Origin of the sequence: uncultured Winogradskyella sp., assembly GCF_937958655.1 — a bacterium.
GTDB lineage: Bacteria > Bacteroidota > Bacteroidia > Flavobacteriales > Flavobacteriaceae > Winogradskyella.
Map to the genome: position 1 here is coordinate 36,558 of NZ_CALGNH010000014.1, position 16,528 is coordinate 53,085.

Genomic DNA, 16,528 nt, shown 5'->3' on the forward strand with positions numbered 1-16,528 from the left:
ATTTGCCGCTTAAAGCGGTAATCTTTTAAAAGTGTCAATAACTAATTCAACTTCCAAGTATTCAGCTTCTGTATTTCGCGATAAGCAGTTAAATCAAACTGTACAGGTACTACAGAGACGTAGCCATTGGCTAGTGCCCATTCGTCTGTATCCTCGCCATTGTCCATATTTACAAATGTTCCTGCTAACCAATAATAGTCGCGTCCCATTGGGTTAGTGCGTTTATCAAATTCCTCTTCCCAATTAGCACGTGCTTGGCGACATACTTTAATACCTTTTATTTCTTTTTCTTTAATATTTGGTAAATTAACGTTTAATACCACACCGTCTGAAAGTCCGTTCTCTAAAACCTGACGTGTTATGGTTTCTACAAAGGATCTACAATGTTTAAAATTAGCACTCCAGTTGTAATCTAATAACGAAAACCCAACCGCAGGTATGCCTTCTATACCAGCCTCTATAGCAGCGCTCATTGTACCAGAATAAATAACATTGATAGATGAATTTGAGCCATGGTTAATCCCAGAAACACAAATATCTGGTTTACGATCTAAAATCTCCCTTACAGCTAGTTTTACACAATCTGCCGGAGTACCAGAGCAGCTATATTCAGGCTGTTTACCATCAATATTTACGTTTTCTAAATGTAGCGTAGCGTTTACTGTAATAGCATGTCCCATGCCGCTTTGAGGGCTGTCTGGTGCCACCACAATGACGTCTCCAATTTGTCGCATTATAGAAATTAGCATTCTAATTCCTGGTGCTGTAATTCCATCATCATTGGTCACTAAAATCAAAGGACGTTTAGACATGTTTATAAGTTTAGTTTAGATACTGTAAAAATACTAAAAAGCTCAAGAATGACCAGTAATTGTAGCTTTAACAAAAAATTAGTGCCTCCTTTTTTCTTGGCATGGTTTTTTCTTCTATTTTAGTAATCTGTAGAAATGCCACTAATCATTTTAAAAAATAAACTATGCGAGGGAATTATAAGTTTTTGTTATTAGCATTATTAATAGCATTTGCATCATGCAGCTTTACCAACAAAACGTTTGAAAATCCTGACAAAGATAAATTGTTAATACAGTTAATCACCTATGTTCTCAACCAAGGGCATTTTAATCCGCAAGATATTAATGATGATTTTTCAGCCAATGTGTTTGATGATTACTTAAATCAGCTAGACCCGTTTAAGCGCTATTTTTATCAATCGGATATCAAAGAATTTGAAGCTTATAAGAATCAAATAGACGATCAGATTAAAGCTTATGACGTCACCTTTTTCGATTTAACGCATAATAGATTATTAATGCGTATTGAGGAATCTAAAAAACTGTATGCTAAAATTTTAGATAAGCCATTCGATTTCAATCAAAATGAAACGTATTCTGCGGATTATGAAACCTTAGATTATGTAGATAGTAAGCGTGAAATGAAAGAGCGTTGGAGACAACAGCTTAAATTTTCTACAATCGCAAATTATGATGATGCTATTTCTCAGCGTAATTCTAATTTAGAAACTAATAATTTACCAGAAGGTGCGTTTTCTTCACAAAATGATAAACCAAAGTCCATAAAGAAGAAATCGTTAAAAGAGCTTGAAAAAGAAGCGCGAGAAGTAACAAAGAGATCACTTGATGAATTGTACGATTTTATAGATGATAGACAGCGTAAAGATTGGTTTGCGGTATATATAAACGCTATTGTAGAAGAATTTGATCCGCATACCTTCTATTTTGCACCAGAAGACAAAGACCGCTTTGATGTGGCCATGTCGGGTAAGTTTGAAGGTATTGGAGCAAGACTTCAAAAACGAATGGATGCAATTTTGGTGAATGAAATAATTAGCGGTGGCCCTGCTTGGAGAGCTAATGAATTAGAAGTTGGTGATCAAATCCTAAAGGTAAGACAAGAAGAGGAAGTTGAGGCGGTTAATATTGTAGGTATGCCTTTAGATGAGGCTATTAAATTAATTAAAGGAACCAAGGGTACCACCGTTGTTTTAACACTAAAAAAAGTAGATGGGACAATAGAGGATATTTTTATTACAAGAGATATTGTAGAATTAGAGGAAACTTATGCAAAGTCTTCTACAGTGAATAAAGACGGTAAAACCTATGGTATAATAAATTTACCTAAATTTTACGTAGACTTTCAGAGTTACGATAATAGAAATGCGGCTTCAGATATTAAACAAGAAATTATTCGTCTTAAAGAACAAGGCATGGAAGGCCTTGTCTTAGATTTAAGAAATAATGGAGGTGGTTCCTTGCAAACCGTTGTGGATATTGTAGGGCTATTTATTGAACAAGGTCCTGTGGTACAGGTAAAAACTACTGGAGAACCAAAAGAAGTATTGAGGGATCAAGACAGTACGATATATTGGGATGGTCCGTTAGTAGTAATGGTGAATGAATTATCCGCTTCGGCATCTGAAATTTTAGCGGCAGCCATGCAAGATTATAAACGCGCTATTATTATAGGAAGCAAACAAACCTATGGTAAAGGCACAGTTCAAAACGTGTTTGATCTTAACCGTATGGTGCGTAATAACTCTAATGGAGATATGGGAGCTTTAAAGTTTACAACCCAAAAGTTTTATAGAATCAATGGTGGTTCTACACAATTAGAAGGGGTAAAGAGTGATGTTGTAGTGCCAGATCGTTATAGCTACATAGATATTGGAGAAAAAGACCAAGAAAACCCACTGCCTTGGGATAAAATAGATGCTGTAGATTACGAATTTTGGGGCAATTATTTTGATTATGATGCCACTATTGAAAAAAGTAAGGCACGTATGGCTTCTAACCAGCAGTTAAAATTAATAGATGCTAATGCTCAATGGGTTAAAAAGATAAGAGATAGAGAAGTATATTCTTTAAAATACGAAGACTACAAAAAAGTGATGGAGCTTAATGAGGAGGAAGCAAAACGATTTGAAAAGCTCTCAGAATACAAAACCGATTTAACCTTTAGTTCTTTACCTTACGAAATGAAGTTGATGGATGAAGACTCGGTTTTAAAAGAAAAGCGCACACGTTGGCATAAGAGTTTGTCTAAGGATGTTTACATTGAAGAAGCTTTAAATGTATTAAACGACTTAAAAACGACTTATGCTATTAAAAACAAAGTAGCGGAAGTAAAAAACTAATTTTTAGCCAAAAATGATATTCTGTGGAGTTAAAATCTTGGTTATCGAATAAAGGTAAACAATGAATTGTATTCTCTAGGATTATTGAAATGATAATATATTTTAATTGAAGATACCTAGCGTAGCTAATTAGATGTGTGTCCGCATAATGAATAATCACAAATCACTTACAGGTTTAGCGCTTCAAAAGTTTAAAACAAACTTTTGGGGCGTTTTTAGTTTAAGTCTTACCGCTTGTATTGGGTTAATTTCAGTTTTCGCTTACGTTTTAGCGCCAGATGCCTCTAAGAATGCCAATCAAATGCATTTGTCTATTCATTCTAAACCACCTAGGTTTGAAGTGCAAATGCTAACTATGCCTTCGAGTATAGAGTCTAATCAAAACCTTTTATCTCGGTTGTTTTTTGGTAAGATAAATACGGATACGGAGATTCCTATTCAGTCTTATAAGGTTATTGGAGATAAGCTGCACTATGTAGAATATGCATCAGATGGTTTGCAAGGGTTAGAAAAACAAGTTAATTTAAGTCAATTTCCAAATTCAGATTATAAATTTTTTATTAATAATCGAAGCTTTATATTTGGTACAGATAAATATGGACGCGATTATCTTAGCCGTATTTTAATCGGATCTCGAATCTCATTTTTTATTGGCTTTGTTGCTGTATTTATTTCGCTCATAGTTGGGCTTTTAATGGGAAGTTTAGCTGGTTATTATGGGGGAAAGGTCGATGCTGTGATTATGTGGATTATAAATGTAACGTGGTCCATTCCTACCTTATTATTAGTTATCGCCATAACTTTAGCCTTAGGTAAAGGGTTTTGGCAAGTGTTTATTGCAGTCGGTTTAACCATGTGGGTTGAGGTAGCGAGGGTTGTGAGAGGGCAAATTATCAGTGCTAGGGAAATGCAATATGTCACGGCTGCTAGAGCTTTAGGATATCGGGATTATCGAATAATCACGAAACATATTTTACCAAACATTTTTGGGCCTTTAATTGTAATTTCTGCAGCAAATTTTGCTGCTGCAATTTTAATAGAAAGCGGTTTAAGCTTTTTGGGTATTGGGGCGCAACCACCAATGGCAAGTTGGGGTGCAATGATAAAAGACCATTACAATTACATCATTCTTGGGAAACCTTATTTGGCATTAATACCAGGAATATGTATTATGCTATTGGTAATGGCTTTTATGTTGGTTGGGAATGCGCTTAGGGATGCTTTGGACGTTAAAACCTAGTATGTTTTATGCCGTCCCATTTTCTAAAGCATTGACTTTTCGCATTAGCATTTCAATCCTAATATCTTTAGAGTTTACAAGCGCATTAAGATCCTTAATTCTTGCCTTTAGTTGGTCTATTAGCTCATAGGGTAAATTAGTGTTAATACCATTATATAATTCGTCATTACTTATTTTTGGATAAGCCGTCGTAATATCTTTTACGGTCTTTGTGTCTGTTTTGTTGATGCGTTGCATAAAATCAGTCACCTCAATATTATAGATAGTGGCTAGCTTGTAAAGATGCTCTAAAGTTATTTTAGCTTTACCACACTCTAAATTAGAGTAAGTCTTTTGTGAAATGTTAAGCTCGTGGGCGATAAAACTTTGGGTGTAATTTTTGTCTAGCCGAAGTATTTTAATGTGTTGAGCGGCAATCATAGGTAGTTAAGTCGTTTGAGTGATCTGTCATTAGATATCAGTGTGCTTTAAATGATTGATTTGGTAACTAACGCAAAATCAGTATAGTTAATAGCTTTTAATAAGCAATTTACTACAAAAATTTGTTTCTCAATTACGGTTTTTCCGTAACACCTTTACGGAAAAACCGTAATCTGTAAGTATGGTAAGGGTTCTGGGGCTAAAAAAATCACTAAAAAAACAGCATTTTTTTGTTTTTAGTAAAATTTTAATGATGTATACCTACCCAAACCACCTAAAAATTAAGTGCCCTAGTAAAAATTTACAGTAGCATAGAACGAGTTTACTTAGACCTTAGTAAAAATGGTATCACTTAGTAAATCTTTACTAGGTCAATTTACAAATGCTATATAATTTAGCCTCAAACAAAAAATAACACTAACCAAACTCATGTTGCCAATGACATAGTTCAATTACCATAAAAAGAGAAAGCCTCTACTAGGTAGAAGCTCTCACAGTTTTTCGTTAAGTAGATAAACTTGCGCTTATTTATAATGCAAGTATATAAAAATTTTGTGATATAAGAAGTAGGTTTTATTTACAGGTGCAGAGCTTAAGCACCTTAATAAGCCGCTAATGCTCAATAGCGAAGAAAATGGGCAAAATCTTATAAAACAAATTAAATGAAAAATTTAAAAAATATAATTTCAACTTTGGTAATGAGTCTTATGTTAATGCTATCTTTAAATGTAGATGCACAAAAAAATACATCAACAAGTTTAGATGATATTATAAGATTAATAAAAGAAGGCTCGCCGACTTTTCCAGGTGCTATAGAGTTTCAAAATAGAAGTAATGACTCGTTTGAAGGCAAGGAAGCTGCAGATTTATTTATTACAAATTTTAAAAATTCTTTAACTGCTGTTCACAATGCTAAGGATAAGAGAAAAGCGCTTGAGGTTCATTCTTTAGGTAAATCTAAGTTGGAGTATTCGAATCTAGATGAATATGTGAGAAATAATAAAAAAGATGCTTTTGCATCTGAGTTAAATTTAATTATTAATAACAGTACCTCGGCTGAGGATTTTAACAATAAACTCTCTGATTTATCTAAAAGGGATTTAAAGGGTAGAGATAAGCAATTGGTATACATAATGGTAAATATTATGGATATTCTAGAGCAGCATAATTCAACATACAGAAGTTCTTCTCAAGTTAAATGCAGTGGATGGTGGAGCTGTTGGGGGCAATGTGTTGCAGGAACAATAGGAGGTGCAGTTACAGGTGCCGCGACTCTAGGTATTGCTGGTGCTGCTGTGGGTACAGTAACTGTTCCTGTTGTTGGTACTGTTGCATTAGGGGCTGTAGGTACAATTGCTGGCGGTATTGGTGGTGCGCTAACGGGAGCTGCTGCTTCTTGTTAAGATAACTTTTGAAAAATAAAAATTATGGAAAAAAATAAATTACCAATAGTTTTAATTTTAGTTTTGTGGATTTTATTCACTTTGTACATCTTTATTTCAAAAGGAATTAAAAGTGGTTATACCTCATGGCAGTTTTATGCGTCATTACTAGGATTGGTTATCTCAATAGTTTTTTTGGTCATGGTTTTTCGAAAAATTAAAAGTTAATTTTTAAAGGAGAGCAGGCGCTTGTTCTAAGTGTCTGTTCTTTTTTTAGAATGAAAAGTATATGACTTTTCCTTAACAAGTACACTGTTTTTTTAAAATAATAGACCATACTAAACTTAACTATTGTGGCTTAATTAAATTAAAAAACAAAAAATGAAAAAGTTATCCGGAATAATACTGGCACTAGCGTTAATTGCTTTGTCGATTGACCAACTCATATCATTAGATTTTGAATCTAACAAAGTTAGTGTTGCAATTAATAGTATAGCACTCATATTCTTTTTGGGACTAATTATATACTATCTGTTTTCAAAGAAAAAATAAGTCAAAACTAAAAATTTGAACAAATCTTTTTAAAAATAATTATCAAATGAAAAATCTAATATACATAATAACACTCTGTTTGCCAATGCTAATCATTGGCCAAAACGAAATACAGACAGAAGTCAACTTTAATGGGCATCATTGCCGAGGTACAAATGGTCTCTGTACCATAGGCTCTGGAGATATGGCTAAAAACAATGTTAATTCCACATTGGTCTATGATGCCAAAAAAGGCCTTTTGTTAACTATTAAAATGGACAATCTCACCGATGAAGAACTGTCCAAAGCATTCGGAAAGGTTGTAAATAGAAAGAACAATAACGAGGAACTACAGTTAATCGTAGAGGGGGATTTTGAGCTAGACCAAAATCTATTAAAAACACTTAAAGTACCTAAAAAAAGAATAACTATCAAGGCAGGAAATTATCCTGTCAACAGAAAAGATAATATCGCAACGGTGCTTTTTAGTGTAGACTAAATTTTAAAAATTAAAAAAGCAAAGATGAAAACTATAATAAAATATACCATTGTAATAGTCGCTATTGCCATGTGTAATTTTGGTTTTTCGTCTACAAAAGAAGAAAAACCAATAGAACGCATCATAGAGGAACTCATAAGCGAAATCAAGTTGGCAAAGATAGAATACGATAAGCTGTATTACGGCCTCTATGCAGAACTCAACGCTACTAGCCATGCTATAAGCAAAGCAGTTTCAGATAAGGATAAGTTAGACCTGTTGGTGTCCAAACACCAATTAGAGGCGGAATTGGAGCTGGTAAAAATGGATGAAGCGGCTGAGATTAGTAAAATCCGATATTTAAAAGGCTTACAGATTATTAAAATTTTATATGAAAAGACCTTGTCTTTGGATCACCATTTTGCCTCTGTGGCCACCTTTAATGAGATTAACAACTTAAGTAACCCTAATCAATATCCAGAGTTCATCAAGCTAAAGGAAAATTTAAGTGCTTCTGGTAACAAGAAAACAGGGTTTAGTTTGTCTTCCATATTGGGTGATAACATCTATACCTCAGTGGTACACTCTTTTGTGTCCTTGTTTAATAATGAGGATAAGTCCAAGAAAGAAAAAGAGGAGAACCTGGAAGATGTAGAGTGTATTTTAGACTTTACCTTGCGTATGCATAACGACCTTAATACGATTTATTTTGAGACCGCTTTTTTACAAAAAAGCAATGATAATATCATGGCAGAGTTGCAACAATTGTTCGTGGATTTTACAAAGCCCATAAAGTACAACACGGCTTTAAGCGACTGTCGTAATACTGATGATTGGGATAGGGTTAGGGAAAACCTTAATGGTTATTTAGACCAAATGGATAAAGCCTCAAGAGATGATGATATGCGCTACAAAGCGCATAAAATGCGTATCAATTTAGAGTTTCCCATAGACCGATTGTTGCAATTTATTACACAATACAACACCTTTAAAGACCAAGGATCCAAATTTTACGAGAAGTTCGGTATTATGTTAAGCAGTTACGAAAATGAAAAACAATGTGCCACAAAATACCTTTAGAGTATGGTAAACTAAAGGAAAGTGTCAATATCGCTATTGAAAAGTTTAATACAGCTTATAAACCTGTAGAGATTAATGGTAGTAAAATGAAGGAGATCCTTTACGGAATTAACGAGTACAATTAAAAGGAAGAGAAGTTGAATTTAAACACCCTTATATCACCTGATTTAAAAACTTTAAATGTCACTGTACCAAAATTAGAAGGTACAGTGGCACTTAATTTGTTTTTGATTAAGTATGGTTTAGATTTTAATCGCTTACTTTTTTTTAAGGATATAAAAAGTTATATAGAATCTTATAACAATGGGATGATTGCGCTACCCAATGCATATTTTTTTGATGAATACGGCAATGAGTTAGCGCTAAACCAAGAAGCAATGTTGAATGAAGATGATGCCTTTGCTTTTAAGTTGGCACGATTAATAGAAGATGCCAAGGCATATAATGTTAACATAGAATTTTACTTGCTTAATTGCGATATGTTAAGACATTGGGATTATAGTGAGTATAAAATGAAATCAGAAAAAAAATGAATAATAAAGGAAGATTAATATTTGTGATTGTGGTTGTAATAGTCACTTTACTTTTAAAGCACGGATTTCATATTTCAGAAATCACAATCAAAGATGTAGTGTTTACAATCCTTGGTGCTATTATAGCAGTTTTAATAATCGGTTTTTTGCAGCGAAACAAGAGCAAGCATCAAGCTTAAGAGTGTAAGCATAATTGAAAAATATAAAAATGAAAAAATCTTTAAATTTAATCCCGTTTATTTTAATAGCATTATTCTATCTATTTGTTCGAGAAAACGAAGGTTTGTCATTTTTAGTCAAAATGGTTGTTCTAGCTGCAATAATTTTAGTGTCGTCCTATATGTTTTGGCAGAAGATGAAAAATCAAAGAATAGATAAAAATAGAATTGGATTACTGCTGCTCTTTATTATAATTGCGGTTGGGAGTTATTGTATTCAATAAATTATATTGACTGAAAATTTGAGACAATGGAAATTAGAAACTACTGCTTCCTTAACTGTTCAATTTCTTCATTAGTAGCTTCAATGAAATCTAATACATCATCTTGACCAATCTTCTTGCTAGAAGAGGTGATAAAATAAGGTGGTAACTCTTCCCATGTTTCTAATAATACCTTGCAATAGTCATTTACATGCTTATCTGTAGCGTTTGACTTTAACTTGTCAGCTTTAGTAAATATGATGCCAAACGGAATGCCACTTTCACCTAAATACTTCATAAATTCTAAGTCAATAGGTTGAGGTTTGTGTCTTATGTCTACCAAAACAAATGCTGAAACTAATTGTTGACGCTGTTCAAAATAGTTGGTAATAAACTTTTGAAATTTCTTTTTAGAGGTTTTTGAAACGCGAGCATACCCATAGCCAGGTAAATCTACCAAAAACCAATTGTCATTGATTATAAAATGATTAATCAACTGCGTTTTACCAGGTCTTCCAGAGGTTTTAGCAAGACTTTTACGATCGGTAAGCATATTGATAAGTGAAGACTTGCCAACATTACTTCTCCCAATAAAAGCATATTCTGGTATGGTATTCTTAGGGCATTTTGCCACTTCAGAATTACTCATTACAAATTCAGCAGACTTTATTTTCATCTTCAGTTCCCGTGAAAAAGGGAATCTCATTTTAATTAAACTTAAGTGTTATGCTTTGCGTCTTAGCGCCTTTGCGAGACTTTTATATTCTAAAACCCTCTTTTTTCAAGCCAGCCATTCAAAATCTTATTAAATTCTTCAGGATGTTCCATCATAGCAGCATGGCCACATTTGTCTATCCAAAACAAATCAGAATCAGGTAGCAATTTATTAAATTCGTCTGCAACCTCAGGTGGTGTTACAGTATCATTTTTTCCCCAAATAATGCATGTTGGTGTTTGCATTTTGGGTAAGTCCTTGGACATGTTATGTCGTATGGCACTTTTAGCAATGGCTAGTGTTTTAATAAGTTTGTTTCTGTCGTTTACAGTTTCGTATACCTCGTCAACAATGGCTTTGGTTGCTACAGCTGGGTCATAAAACACGTCTTGTGCTTTTTTCTTTATCACCTCATAATCACTACGTTTAGTGTAGCCACCACCCATAGCGCTTTCGTAGAGGCCAGAGCTTCCGGTAATAACTAATCCTTTTACTTTTTCTGGGTAGAGTTTTGTGTGGTATAAACCGATATGGCCTCCTAGAGAATTACCTAAAAGTATAACCTCGTTAAAACCTTTATAGTCTATAAAATCTCGAAGATAATTCGCAAAATTTTTAACATTGGTTTTTAAAAGTGACATGGAATAAATAGGTAATTCAGGAATCACAACTTTATAGCCGTTAGAACCGAAAAAATCGGTTACTGCTTCAAAATTACTTAATCCACCCATTAAACCATGAAGCACAATTATTGGTGTACCTTCACCTACTTCAATATACCTATAATCCTTTTCTTTTTTTAAAAGGTGTGCCATCTATAACGTTAGTGGTTTGTGTTAAAAACAAAAGTACATGATTTTTTTCATTTATAATTTTTTAAAATAAATGAAATAAAAACATGAACTAGCCTAGTGGTTACTGAGGTAAAATTAAATTTTGTAGACTTTATAGCAAAATTTATTTGTTATGGAAGACATATAGTTAAATCCTTTAGAATATAAATAAATCACTCAGTTTTCAATTTTTTTTTAAGATTTCTTTTTAGTACGCTGCTGTTAATATCTACCACGCCACTCATATGGCTTTAATAAGCCTCTTTGTGAGGTTTTTTAGGTGAGAAAAACTAAACTATTTAAAACTTATCAACAAAAGTGGGAGTAAGTGGTAATATGTGGTATTTTTTTCAATATATTTGAATCTAAATCGTTTAAATCGTTAGTTAAAAGGTTGAATTCATTTATAGGAACATACGAGTGTAGAGCAGATGCTAAAGGAAGATTAATGATTCCGGCTGCTTTAAAGAAGCAACTCTCCGCAGCTTTGCAAGATGGCTTTGTGCTAAAGCGTGCAGTGTTTCAGCCGTGTTTAGAACTCTATCCTATGGCAGAATGGAATACACTTATGGCTAAGGTTAATAAACTCAATCGCTTTAAGAAAAAGAACAATGATTTTATAAGACGATTCACAGCAGGTGTTAAAGTTGTAGAGGTTGATAGTGCAGGTCGCTTATTAATTCCAAAGGATTTAATTGGGTTTTCAGGCATTGTAAAGGAAGTGGTCTTAGCGTCTGCGGTTACTATTATTGAAATTTGGGATAAGGCTAAGTATGAGCAAGCCATAGATGATGCCGCTTCTGATTTTGCAGACTTAGCGGAAGAGGTAATGGGACAAGATGATGACGATGGACTATCATAATGCAGTTTTACTTAAAGAAACGGTAGAAGGTTTAAATATAAAACCAGATGGTGTGTATGTGGATGTCACTTTTGGTGGAGGGGGTCACAGTAAGGCCATTCTATCTAAACTTGGTGCGGACGGAAAATTATTTGCTTTTGACCAAGATAAAGATGCATTAGCAAACACAATTGAAGACGATAGGTTTGTTCTCATTAATGAGAATTTTAGGTATATAAAAAGGTTCTTAAGATTTTATGGAGTAAAAGCGGTTGATGGTGTGTTGGCAGATTTTGGAGTGTCTTCTCACCAATTTGATGTTGCTGAGCGCGGGTTTTCTACACGGTTTGAGGCACGATTAGATATGCGGATGAATCAAGACAACAAGTTGTCGGCTTACGAGGTTATTAATGATTATGAGGAGGAGCAACTGCGGACAGTTTTATTGCAATATGGTGAGTTAAGGCAAGCACCGGCTATGGCAAGAGTTATTGTTTCTGAACGTAAAATTGCACCAATTGAAACCAGCGAACAGTTAAAGATTGTACTTAATAAATTTCTAAATCATAGAAAAGAAAACAAGGTATTGGCGCAAATTTATCAAGCTATAAGGATAGAGGTAAACCAAGAGATTGAAGTGCTAAAAGAATTACTGTTGCAAATGCCCGAAATACTAAAACCAAAAGGAAGGTTAAGTTTTATATCCTACCACTCTTTAGAAGATAGGTTGGTAAAACGTTTTATTAGAAATGGTTTGTTTGAGGGTGAGCCAGAGCGCGACGTCTTTGGAAATTTTGAAGTACCGTTAAAGAAAGTAGGTGGTCTTGTAGTGCCATCCAAAGAAGAGATAAAATTGAATAATAGAGCACGGAGTGCAAAGCTTCGTATTGCTGAGAAGATATAAACGGTACTGTCATGCTGAGCGCAGTCGAAGCATCTAAGTTTTTAGAATTAAGTAAAATAAATTAAATGAGATTCCTGCCTACGCAGGAAGTAGCATGAAAAAAAACATCTACAGCATATTACGTGGAAAGTTCCTAATCAGTGATGATTCGTTTAAAAACTGGCGCATCATCATTTTTATTTCATTTCTGGCAATAGTAATGATAGCGAGTTCGCATAGTGCGGATAAGAAAGTGCATCAGATTGCAAAATTAACCAATGAGGTAAAAGAGTTGCGTTCGGCATTTGTAGATGGGCGTTCAAAATTAATGCAGCTCAAAAAAGAATCCTATATGGAAGTGGTAATGAAAGAAAAAAACATCAGCATTTCATTAAATCCACCAACAAAAATTAGAGTTAAATCATCCAAAGAAGATTAAACTGTGGCAATAACAGAAACCAACATATTAAACAGATTGTACTTTGTAGCAGGCTGCATGTTTGTGTTTGCGCTTGCTGTAGTTTTTAAGTTATGTAGCATACAATTTATAGAAGGTGATCTCTATAGAGAACTTGCAGAAAAACGTACCGTAAAACATTTTGATATTGAGCCAAATCGTGGTAATGTTTACTCTGTAGATGGGAGTTTGCTAGCAACGTCTATTCCTAAGTACGATATTAGAATAGATGCCATCCAAGCCAAGCAAACTGTTTTTGATGACTATTTGCCGGCTTTAGCAGATTCACTTTCGGCCTATAAAGGTAAATCAGCGTCTTATTATAAAGATATACTTAGAAAAGCACGCGCTAAGAAGAATCGATATTTTCTTTTGGCTAGGAATATTAGCTATTCAGAGTATTTAAGAATGCGCAATTTTCCGCTCTTAAATAAAGGTGCTATTGGTGGAGGCTTAATTGTAGAACAAACAACCAGGCGAGAGCATCCAATGGGAGAAATTGCAGCACGGTCAATAGGTTACGAGCGTATCGATGAAAATAATTATGCAACTCGTGTAGGCATAGATGGTGCCTTTGGTGAAAAGTACCTTCAAGGTAAAAAAGGGAAGCGCCTGAAACAAAAAATAGGAAATGGGCAATGGAAACCCATAGCAGATTTTGACCAAGTTGAGCCTAAAGATGGCTATGATGTCTATACGACTATAGATGTCAATGTTCAGGATATTGCACATCATTCACTTTTAGGGCAGTTAGAAAAGTACGAAGCCGAGCATGGTTGTGTAGTGGTTATGGATGTAAAAACTGGTGAGATAAGGGCAATTTCAAATTTGGCAAAAACCTCTAAAGGTACCTATTACGAAAAGTTGAATTATGCTGTTGGTGAAAGTCATGAGCCTGGTTCAACCTTTAAAACCATTGCCATGATGGCTGCTCTAGAGGATAAGGTGATTGACACCTCTACGGTGATTGATACCAAAAACGGAAGGAAAATGTTTTATGGTAGACCAATTAACGATTCTGGTAAAGGGCATGGCAAAATATCTGCCGCCAAAGCCTTGGAAGTGTCTTCAAACATTGGGTTAGCTACTATTGTAAATGACCATTACTCTAAGAAACCAGAAAAGTTTTTAGACCGATTGAGCAAATGGAAATTAGACCAACCACTAGGTGTTTCCATTATAGGAGAAGGCCAGCCAGATATCCCAAGACCAGGTGCCGAAAACTGGAGTAGAAATGCTTTGCCGTCCATGGCCTATGGCTATAATTTAACAATGACACCACTACAAACATTAGCATTTTATAATGCTATTGCAAATGATGGTGAGTTGATTAAACCACGTTTTATAAGGGCTGTAAAATCGTTTGATAAAAATATTGAAACCTTTAAAAAAGAGGTTTTAGTGGATAAATTATGCTCAGACAAGACCTTAAATGAAATAAAGGATATACTTAAAAATATTGTAATTCGTGGTACAGGAAGTCGTATGTATTCTGAGACCTTTTCCATGGCAGGTAAAACAGGTACTGCACGCACAGATTATGCCAATTATGAAGAATGGAAAAAGGATAAAAAGTACATCTCGTCTTTTGCAGGATATTTTCCAGCGGACAATCCAAAATATTCGTGTATTGTGGTTATTCATAAGCCAAGTACTCAGGTTGGATATTATGGTGCGGACGTTTCAGGCCCTGTCTTTAAGCGTATTGCTCAAAAAATCTACACAGACACACCGCTTATAGATGAGGTTAACAAATTAGACTTTGATAATATTCTCGTGGAGCAAGATTTTGAAAACTATTTCACTAATGCTAATAATTATAAAGCGTTGATGCCAAGTGTGGTTGGTATGCCTGCGATGGATGCTATTGCGTTGCTAGAGAATCTTCAGGTTAAAGTAAAAGTAAAGTTAAATGGTAGTGGAATTATTAAAACCCAATCCATAATAAAACATCAAAAATTAAAGCCTAACCAAACAATAATCTTAGACGCATCATGAGGATCCTAAAAGACATATTGTATAAGGTTACTATAAATGCTGTTGTTGGGAGTACAGGTATTTCGGTGAATAAAATTGAATTCGATTCAAGAAAAATTGAAATCAATGACGTTTTTGTGGCCATTTCAGGTACGTTAACAGACGGTCATAAATTTATTGAAAAAGCGATTAAAGATGGCGCTAATACGGTGGTTTGTGAAACACTTCCAGAGAAGCTAATTGATGGTGTAACTTATATTGAAGTTGAAAATTCTAACCAAGCATTGGCCTACATGGCTGCTAATTTTTATGAGCATCCTTCAGAGAATTTAAAACTTGTTGGTGTTACAGGTACTAATGGAAAAACAACCGTAACCAGCCTTTTATATCAGCTCTTTAAAAAAGCTGGTTACAAAGTCGGCTTGTTGTCTACTGTAAAAATAATGGTAGATAATACCACTTATAAAGCAACGCATACAACGCCAGATTCCTTAACTATTAATAAATATCTAGAGTTAATGAATGATGAGGGTGTGGAGTTTTGTTTTATGGAAGCAAGTTCGCATGGTATACATCAAAGCAGAACAGAGGGTTTAAAATTTACAGGAGGCATTTTTACGAATCTATCGCACGACCATTTAGATTATCACGAAACATTTGCGGAATATAGAGATGTGAAGAAATCCTTTTTTGACGGCTTGCCAAAAGATGCGTTCGCTTTTTCTAATATGGACGATAAAAACGGCTTAGTGATGTTGCAAAATACCCTTGCTAAAAAATACACCTATGCCTTAAAAAACTACGCAGACTTCAGAGCTCAAATATTAGAAAATGAATTTAGCGGATTACTGTTAAAGTTGAATGAAAGTGAATTGTGGACACGCTTAATTGGAAGCTTTAACGCCTACAATGTATTGGCAATATACGGAGCAGCAGAACTTTTAGGTTTAGAAAAAGATGAAATATTAAGGTTGATTAGTGAGCTCGAAAACGTATCAGGACGCTTTCAATATTTCATTTCAGAAGAAAAGATTACAACTATAGTTGATTATGCGCACACGCCAGATGCGCTTAAGAATGTATTGGAGACCATAAATAGCATTCGCACTAAAAATGAGGAGCTGATTACAGTGGTTGGTTGCGGTGGCGATAGAGATAAAACCAAACGTCCCAAAATGGCGCACATAGCTTCTGCATTAAGCAATAAGGTCATTTTTACAAGCGATAACCCACGGAGTGAAAATCCCGAAACCATAATTGAGGACATGGAGAAAGGTGTGGAGCCTCAAAATTTTAAAAAGACCTTATCCATAACCAACAGACGTCAAGCTATTAAAACGGCATGTCAGATGGCAGAAGCAAAAGATATTATTCTTATTGCTGGTAAAGGACACGAAACCTATCAGGAAATAAAAGGAGAACGTTTCGATTTTGATGATTATAGAATTGTACAAGATTTTTTAAAACAATTACAAAAATAAAGCGAAAATAAGTTTGAAGTGCGAAGTATCATTTCTGAAGAATTTTAATCATTGTGATTGTCCCCTTGAGGGGACTTTAGGGGTGTTTTGATATGTTAAGAGAAA

Annotated in this window: 17 protein-coding genes; 13 read left to right on the top strand and 4 right to left on the bottom strand. The window is 34.5% G+C overall.

Going from position 1 to position 16,528, the window contains the following annotated elements; translation table 11 throughout:
• Positions 1 to 41: 41 nt before the first annotated feature.
• Complete coding sequence (gene surE / locus Q0800_RS03195) at positions 42 to 812, bottom strand: 5'/3'-nucleotidase SurE (RefSeq protein WP_299127555.1); 771 nt, start codon at positions 810 to 812, stop codon at positions 42 to 44.
• A gap of 164 nt (positions 813 to 976) precedes the next feature.
• Here surE and Q0800_RS03200 point away from each other — a divergent pair, with 164 nt between their 5' ends.
• A complete protein-coding gene (locus Q0800_RS03200) occupies positions 977 to 3,151 on the top strand; it encodes a carboxy terminal-processing peptidase (RefSeq protein WP_299127558.1) in 2,175 nt (724 codons plus the stop codon).
• Between the two features lie 148 nt (positions 3,152 to 3,299).
• The gene (locus Q0800_RS03205; protein WP_299127561.1) at positions 3,300 to 4,391 is read left to right on the top strand and encodes an ABC transporter permease; all 1,092 of its coding nucleotides are present in this window, start codon (positions 3,300 to 3,302) and stop codon (positions 4,389 to 4,391) included.
• A gap of 6 nt (positions 4,392 to 4,397) precedes the next feature.
• Here the strand turns inward: Q0800_RS03205 and Q0800_RS03210 are convergent, their stop codons facing one another.
• Complete coding sequence (locus Q0800_RS03210) at positions 4,398 to 4,811, bottom strand: helix-turn-helix transcriptional regulator (protein ID WP_299127562.1); 414 nt, start codon at positions 4,809 to 4,811, stop codon at positions 4,398 to 4,400.
• A gap of 662 nt (positions 4,812 to 5,473) precedes the next feature.
• On the opposite strand from Q0800_RS03210, the gene Q0800_RS03215 reads away from it, so the two are divergent.
• The 6 genes from Q0800_RS03215 (at position 5,474) to Q0800_RS03240 (ending at position 8,815) form a co-directional block, all read left to right on the top strand.
• Positions 5,474 to 6,214, top strand: coding sequence for a hypothetical protein (locus Q0800_RS03215; protein ID WP_299127563.1), 741 nt, complete (start codon positions 5,474 to 5,476; stop codon positions 6,212 to 6,214).
• 360 nt (positions 6,215 to 6,574) lie between these two features.
• On the top strand, positions 6,575 to 6,745 hold the full coding sequence (locus Q0800_RS03220) for a hypothetical protein (protein WP_299127564.1): 171 nt from the start codon (positions 6,575 to 6,577) through the stop codon (positions 6,743 to 6,745).
• Positions 6,746 to 6,791: 46 nt separating this feature from the next.
• Positions 6,792 to 7,223 (top strand): hypothetical protein, encoded by a 432-nt coding sequence (locus tag Q0800_RS03225; RefSeq protein ID WP_299127565.1) that lies wholly within the window; start codon positions 6,792 to 6,794, stop codon positions 7,221 to 7,223.
• Between the two features lie 24 nt (positions 7,224 to 7,247).
• Positions 7,248 to 8,282, top strand: coding sequence for a hypothetical protein (locus Q0800_RS03230; RefSeq protein ID WP_299127566.1), 1,035 nt, complete (start codon positions 7,248 to 7,250; stop codon positions 8,280 to 8,282).
• Positions 8,261 to 8,407, top strand: coding sequence for a hypothetical protein (locus tag Q0800_RS03235; protein WP_299127567.1), 147 nt, complete (start codon positions 8,261 to 8,263; stop codon positions 8,405 to 8,407). The genes Q0800_RS03230 and Q0800_RS03235 overlap by 22 nt, the downstream gene beginning before the upstream one ends.
• A gap of 12 nt (positions 8,408 to 8,419) precedes the next feature.
• The gene (locus Q0800_RS03240; RefSeq protein ID WP_299127569.1) at positions 8,420 to 8,815 is read left to right on the top strand and encodes a hypothetical protein; all 396 of its coding nucleotides are present in this window, start codon (positions 8,420 to 8,422) and stop codon (positions 8,813 to 8,815) included.
• A gap of 482 nt (positions 8,816 to 9,297) precedes the next feature.
• Here Q0800_RS03240 and yihA read toward each other — a convergent pair whose 3' ends face one another.
• Positions 9,298 to 9,912: a ribosome biogenesis GTP-binding protein YihA/YsxC gene (yihA, locus tag Q0800_RS03245; RefSeq protein ID WP_299127571.1), complete on the bottom strand. Its 615-nt coding sequence runs from the start codon at positions 9,910 to 9,912 to the stop codon at positions 9,298 to 9,300.
• An 89-nt stretch (positions 9,913 to 10,001) separates the two neighbouring features.
• The gene (locus Q0800_RS03250; protein ID WP_299127573.1) at positions 10,002 to 10,766 is read right to left on the bottom strand and encodes an alpha/beta hydrolase; all 765 of its coding nucleotides are present in this window, start codon (positions 10,764 to 10,766) and stop codon (positions 10,002 to 10,004) included.
• 412 nt (positions 10,767 to 11,178) lie between these two features.
• On the opposite strand from Q0800_RS03250, the gene mraZ reads away from it, so the two are divergent.
• From mraZ to Q0800_RS03275, 5 genes are all read left to right on the top strand, one after another.
• Positions 11,179 to 11,646 (top strand): division/cell wall cluster transcriptional repressor MraZ, encoded by a 468-nt coding sequence (gene mraZ / locus Q0800_RS03255; protein WP_299127575.1) that lies wholly within the window; start codon positions 11,179 to 11,181, stop codon positions 11,644 to 11,646.
• Positions 11,633 to 12,529 (top strand): 16S rRNA (cytosine(1402)-N(4))-methyltransferase RsmH, encoded by an 897-nt coding sequence (rsmH, locus tag Q0800_RS03260; RefSeq protein ID WP_299127577.1) that lies wholly within the window; start codon positions 11,633 to 11,635, stop codon positions 12,527 to 12,529. The genes mraZ and rsmH overlap by 14 nt, the downstream gene beginning before the upstream one ends.
• A 94-nt stretch (positions 12,530 to 12,623) precedes the next feature.
• A complete protein-coding gene (locus Q0800_RS03265) occupies positions 12,624 to 12,947 on the top strand; it encodes an FtsL-like putative cell division protein (protein ID WP_299127579.1) in 324 nt (107 codons plus the stop codon).
• Positions 12,948 to 13,004: 57 nt separating this feature from the next.
• Positions 13,005 to 14,963, top strand: coding sequence for a penicillin-binding protein (locus Q0800_RS03270; protein WP_299127646.1), 1,959 nt, complete (start codon positions 13,005 to 13,007; stop codon positions 14,961 to 14,963).
• Positions 14,960 to 16,423: a UDP-N-acetylmuramoyl-L-alanyl-D-glutamate--2,6-diaminopimelate ligase gene (locus Q0800_RS03275; RefSeq protein ID WP_299127580.1), complete on the top strand. Its 1,464-nt coding sequence runs from the start codon at positions 14,960 to 14,962 to the stop codon at positions 16,421 to 16,423. Before Q0800_RS03270 ends, Q0800_RS03275 begins: the two co-directional genes overlap by 4 nt.
• The last annotated feature ends 105 nt before the right edge of the window (positions 16,424 to 16,528 follow it).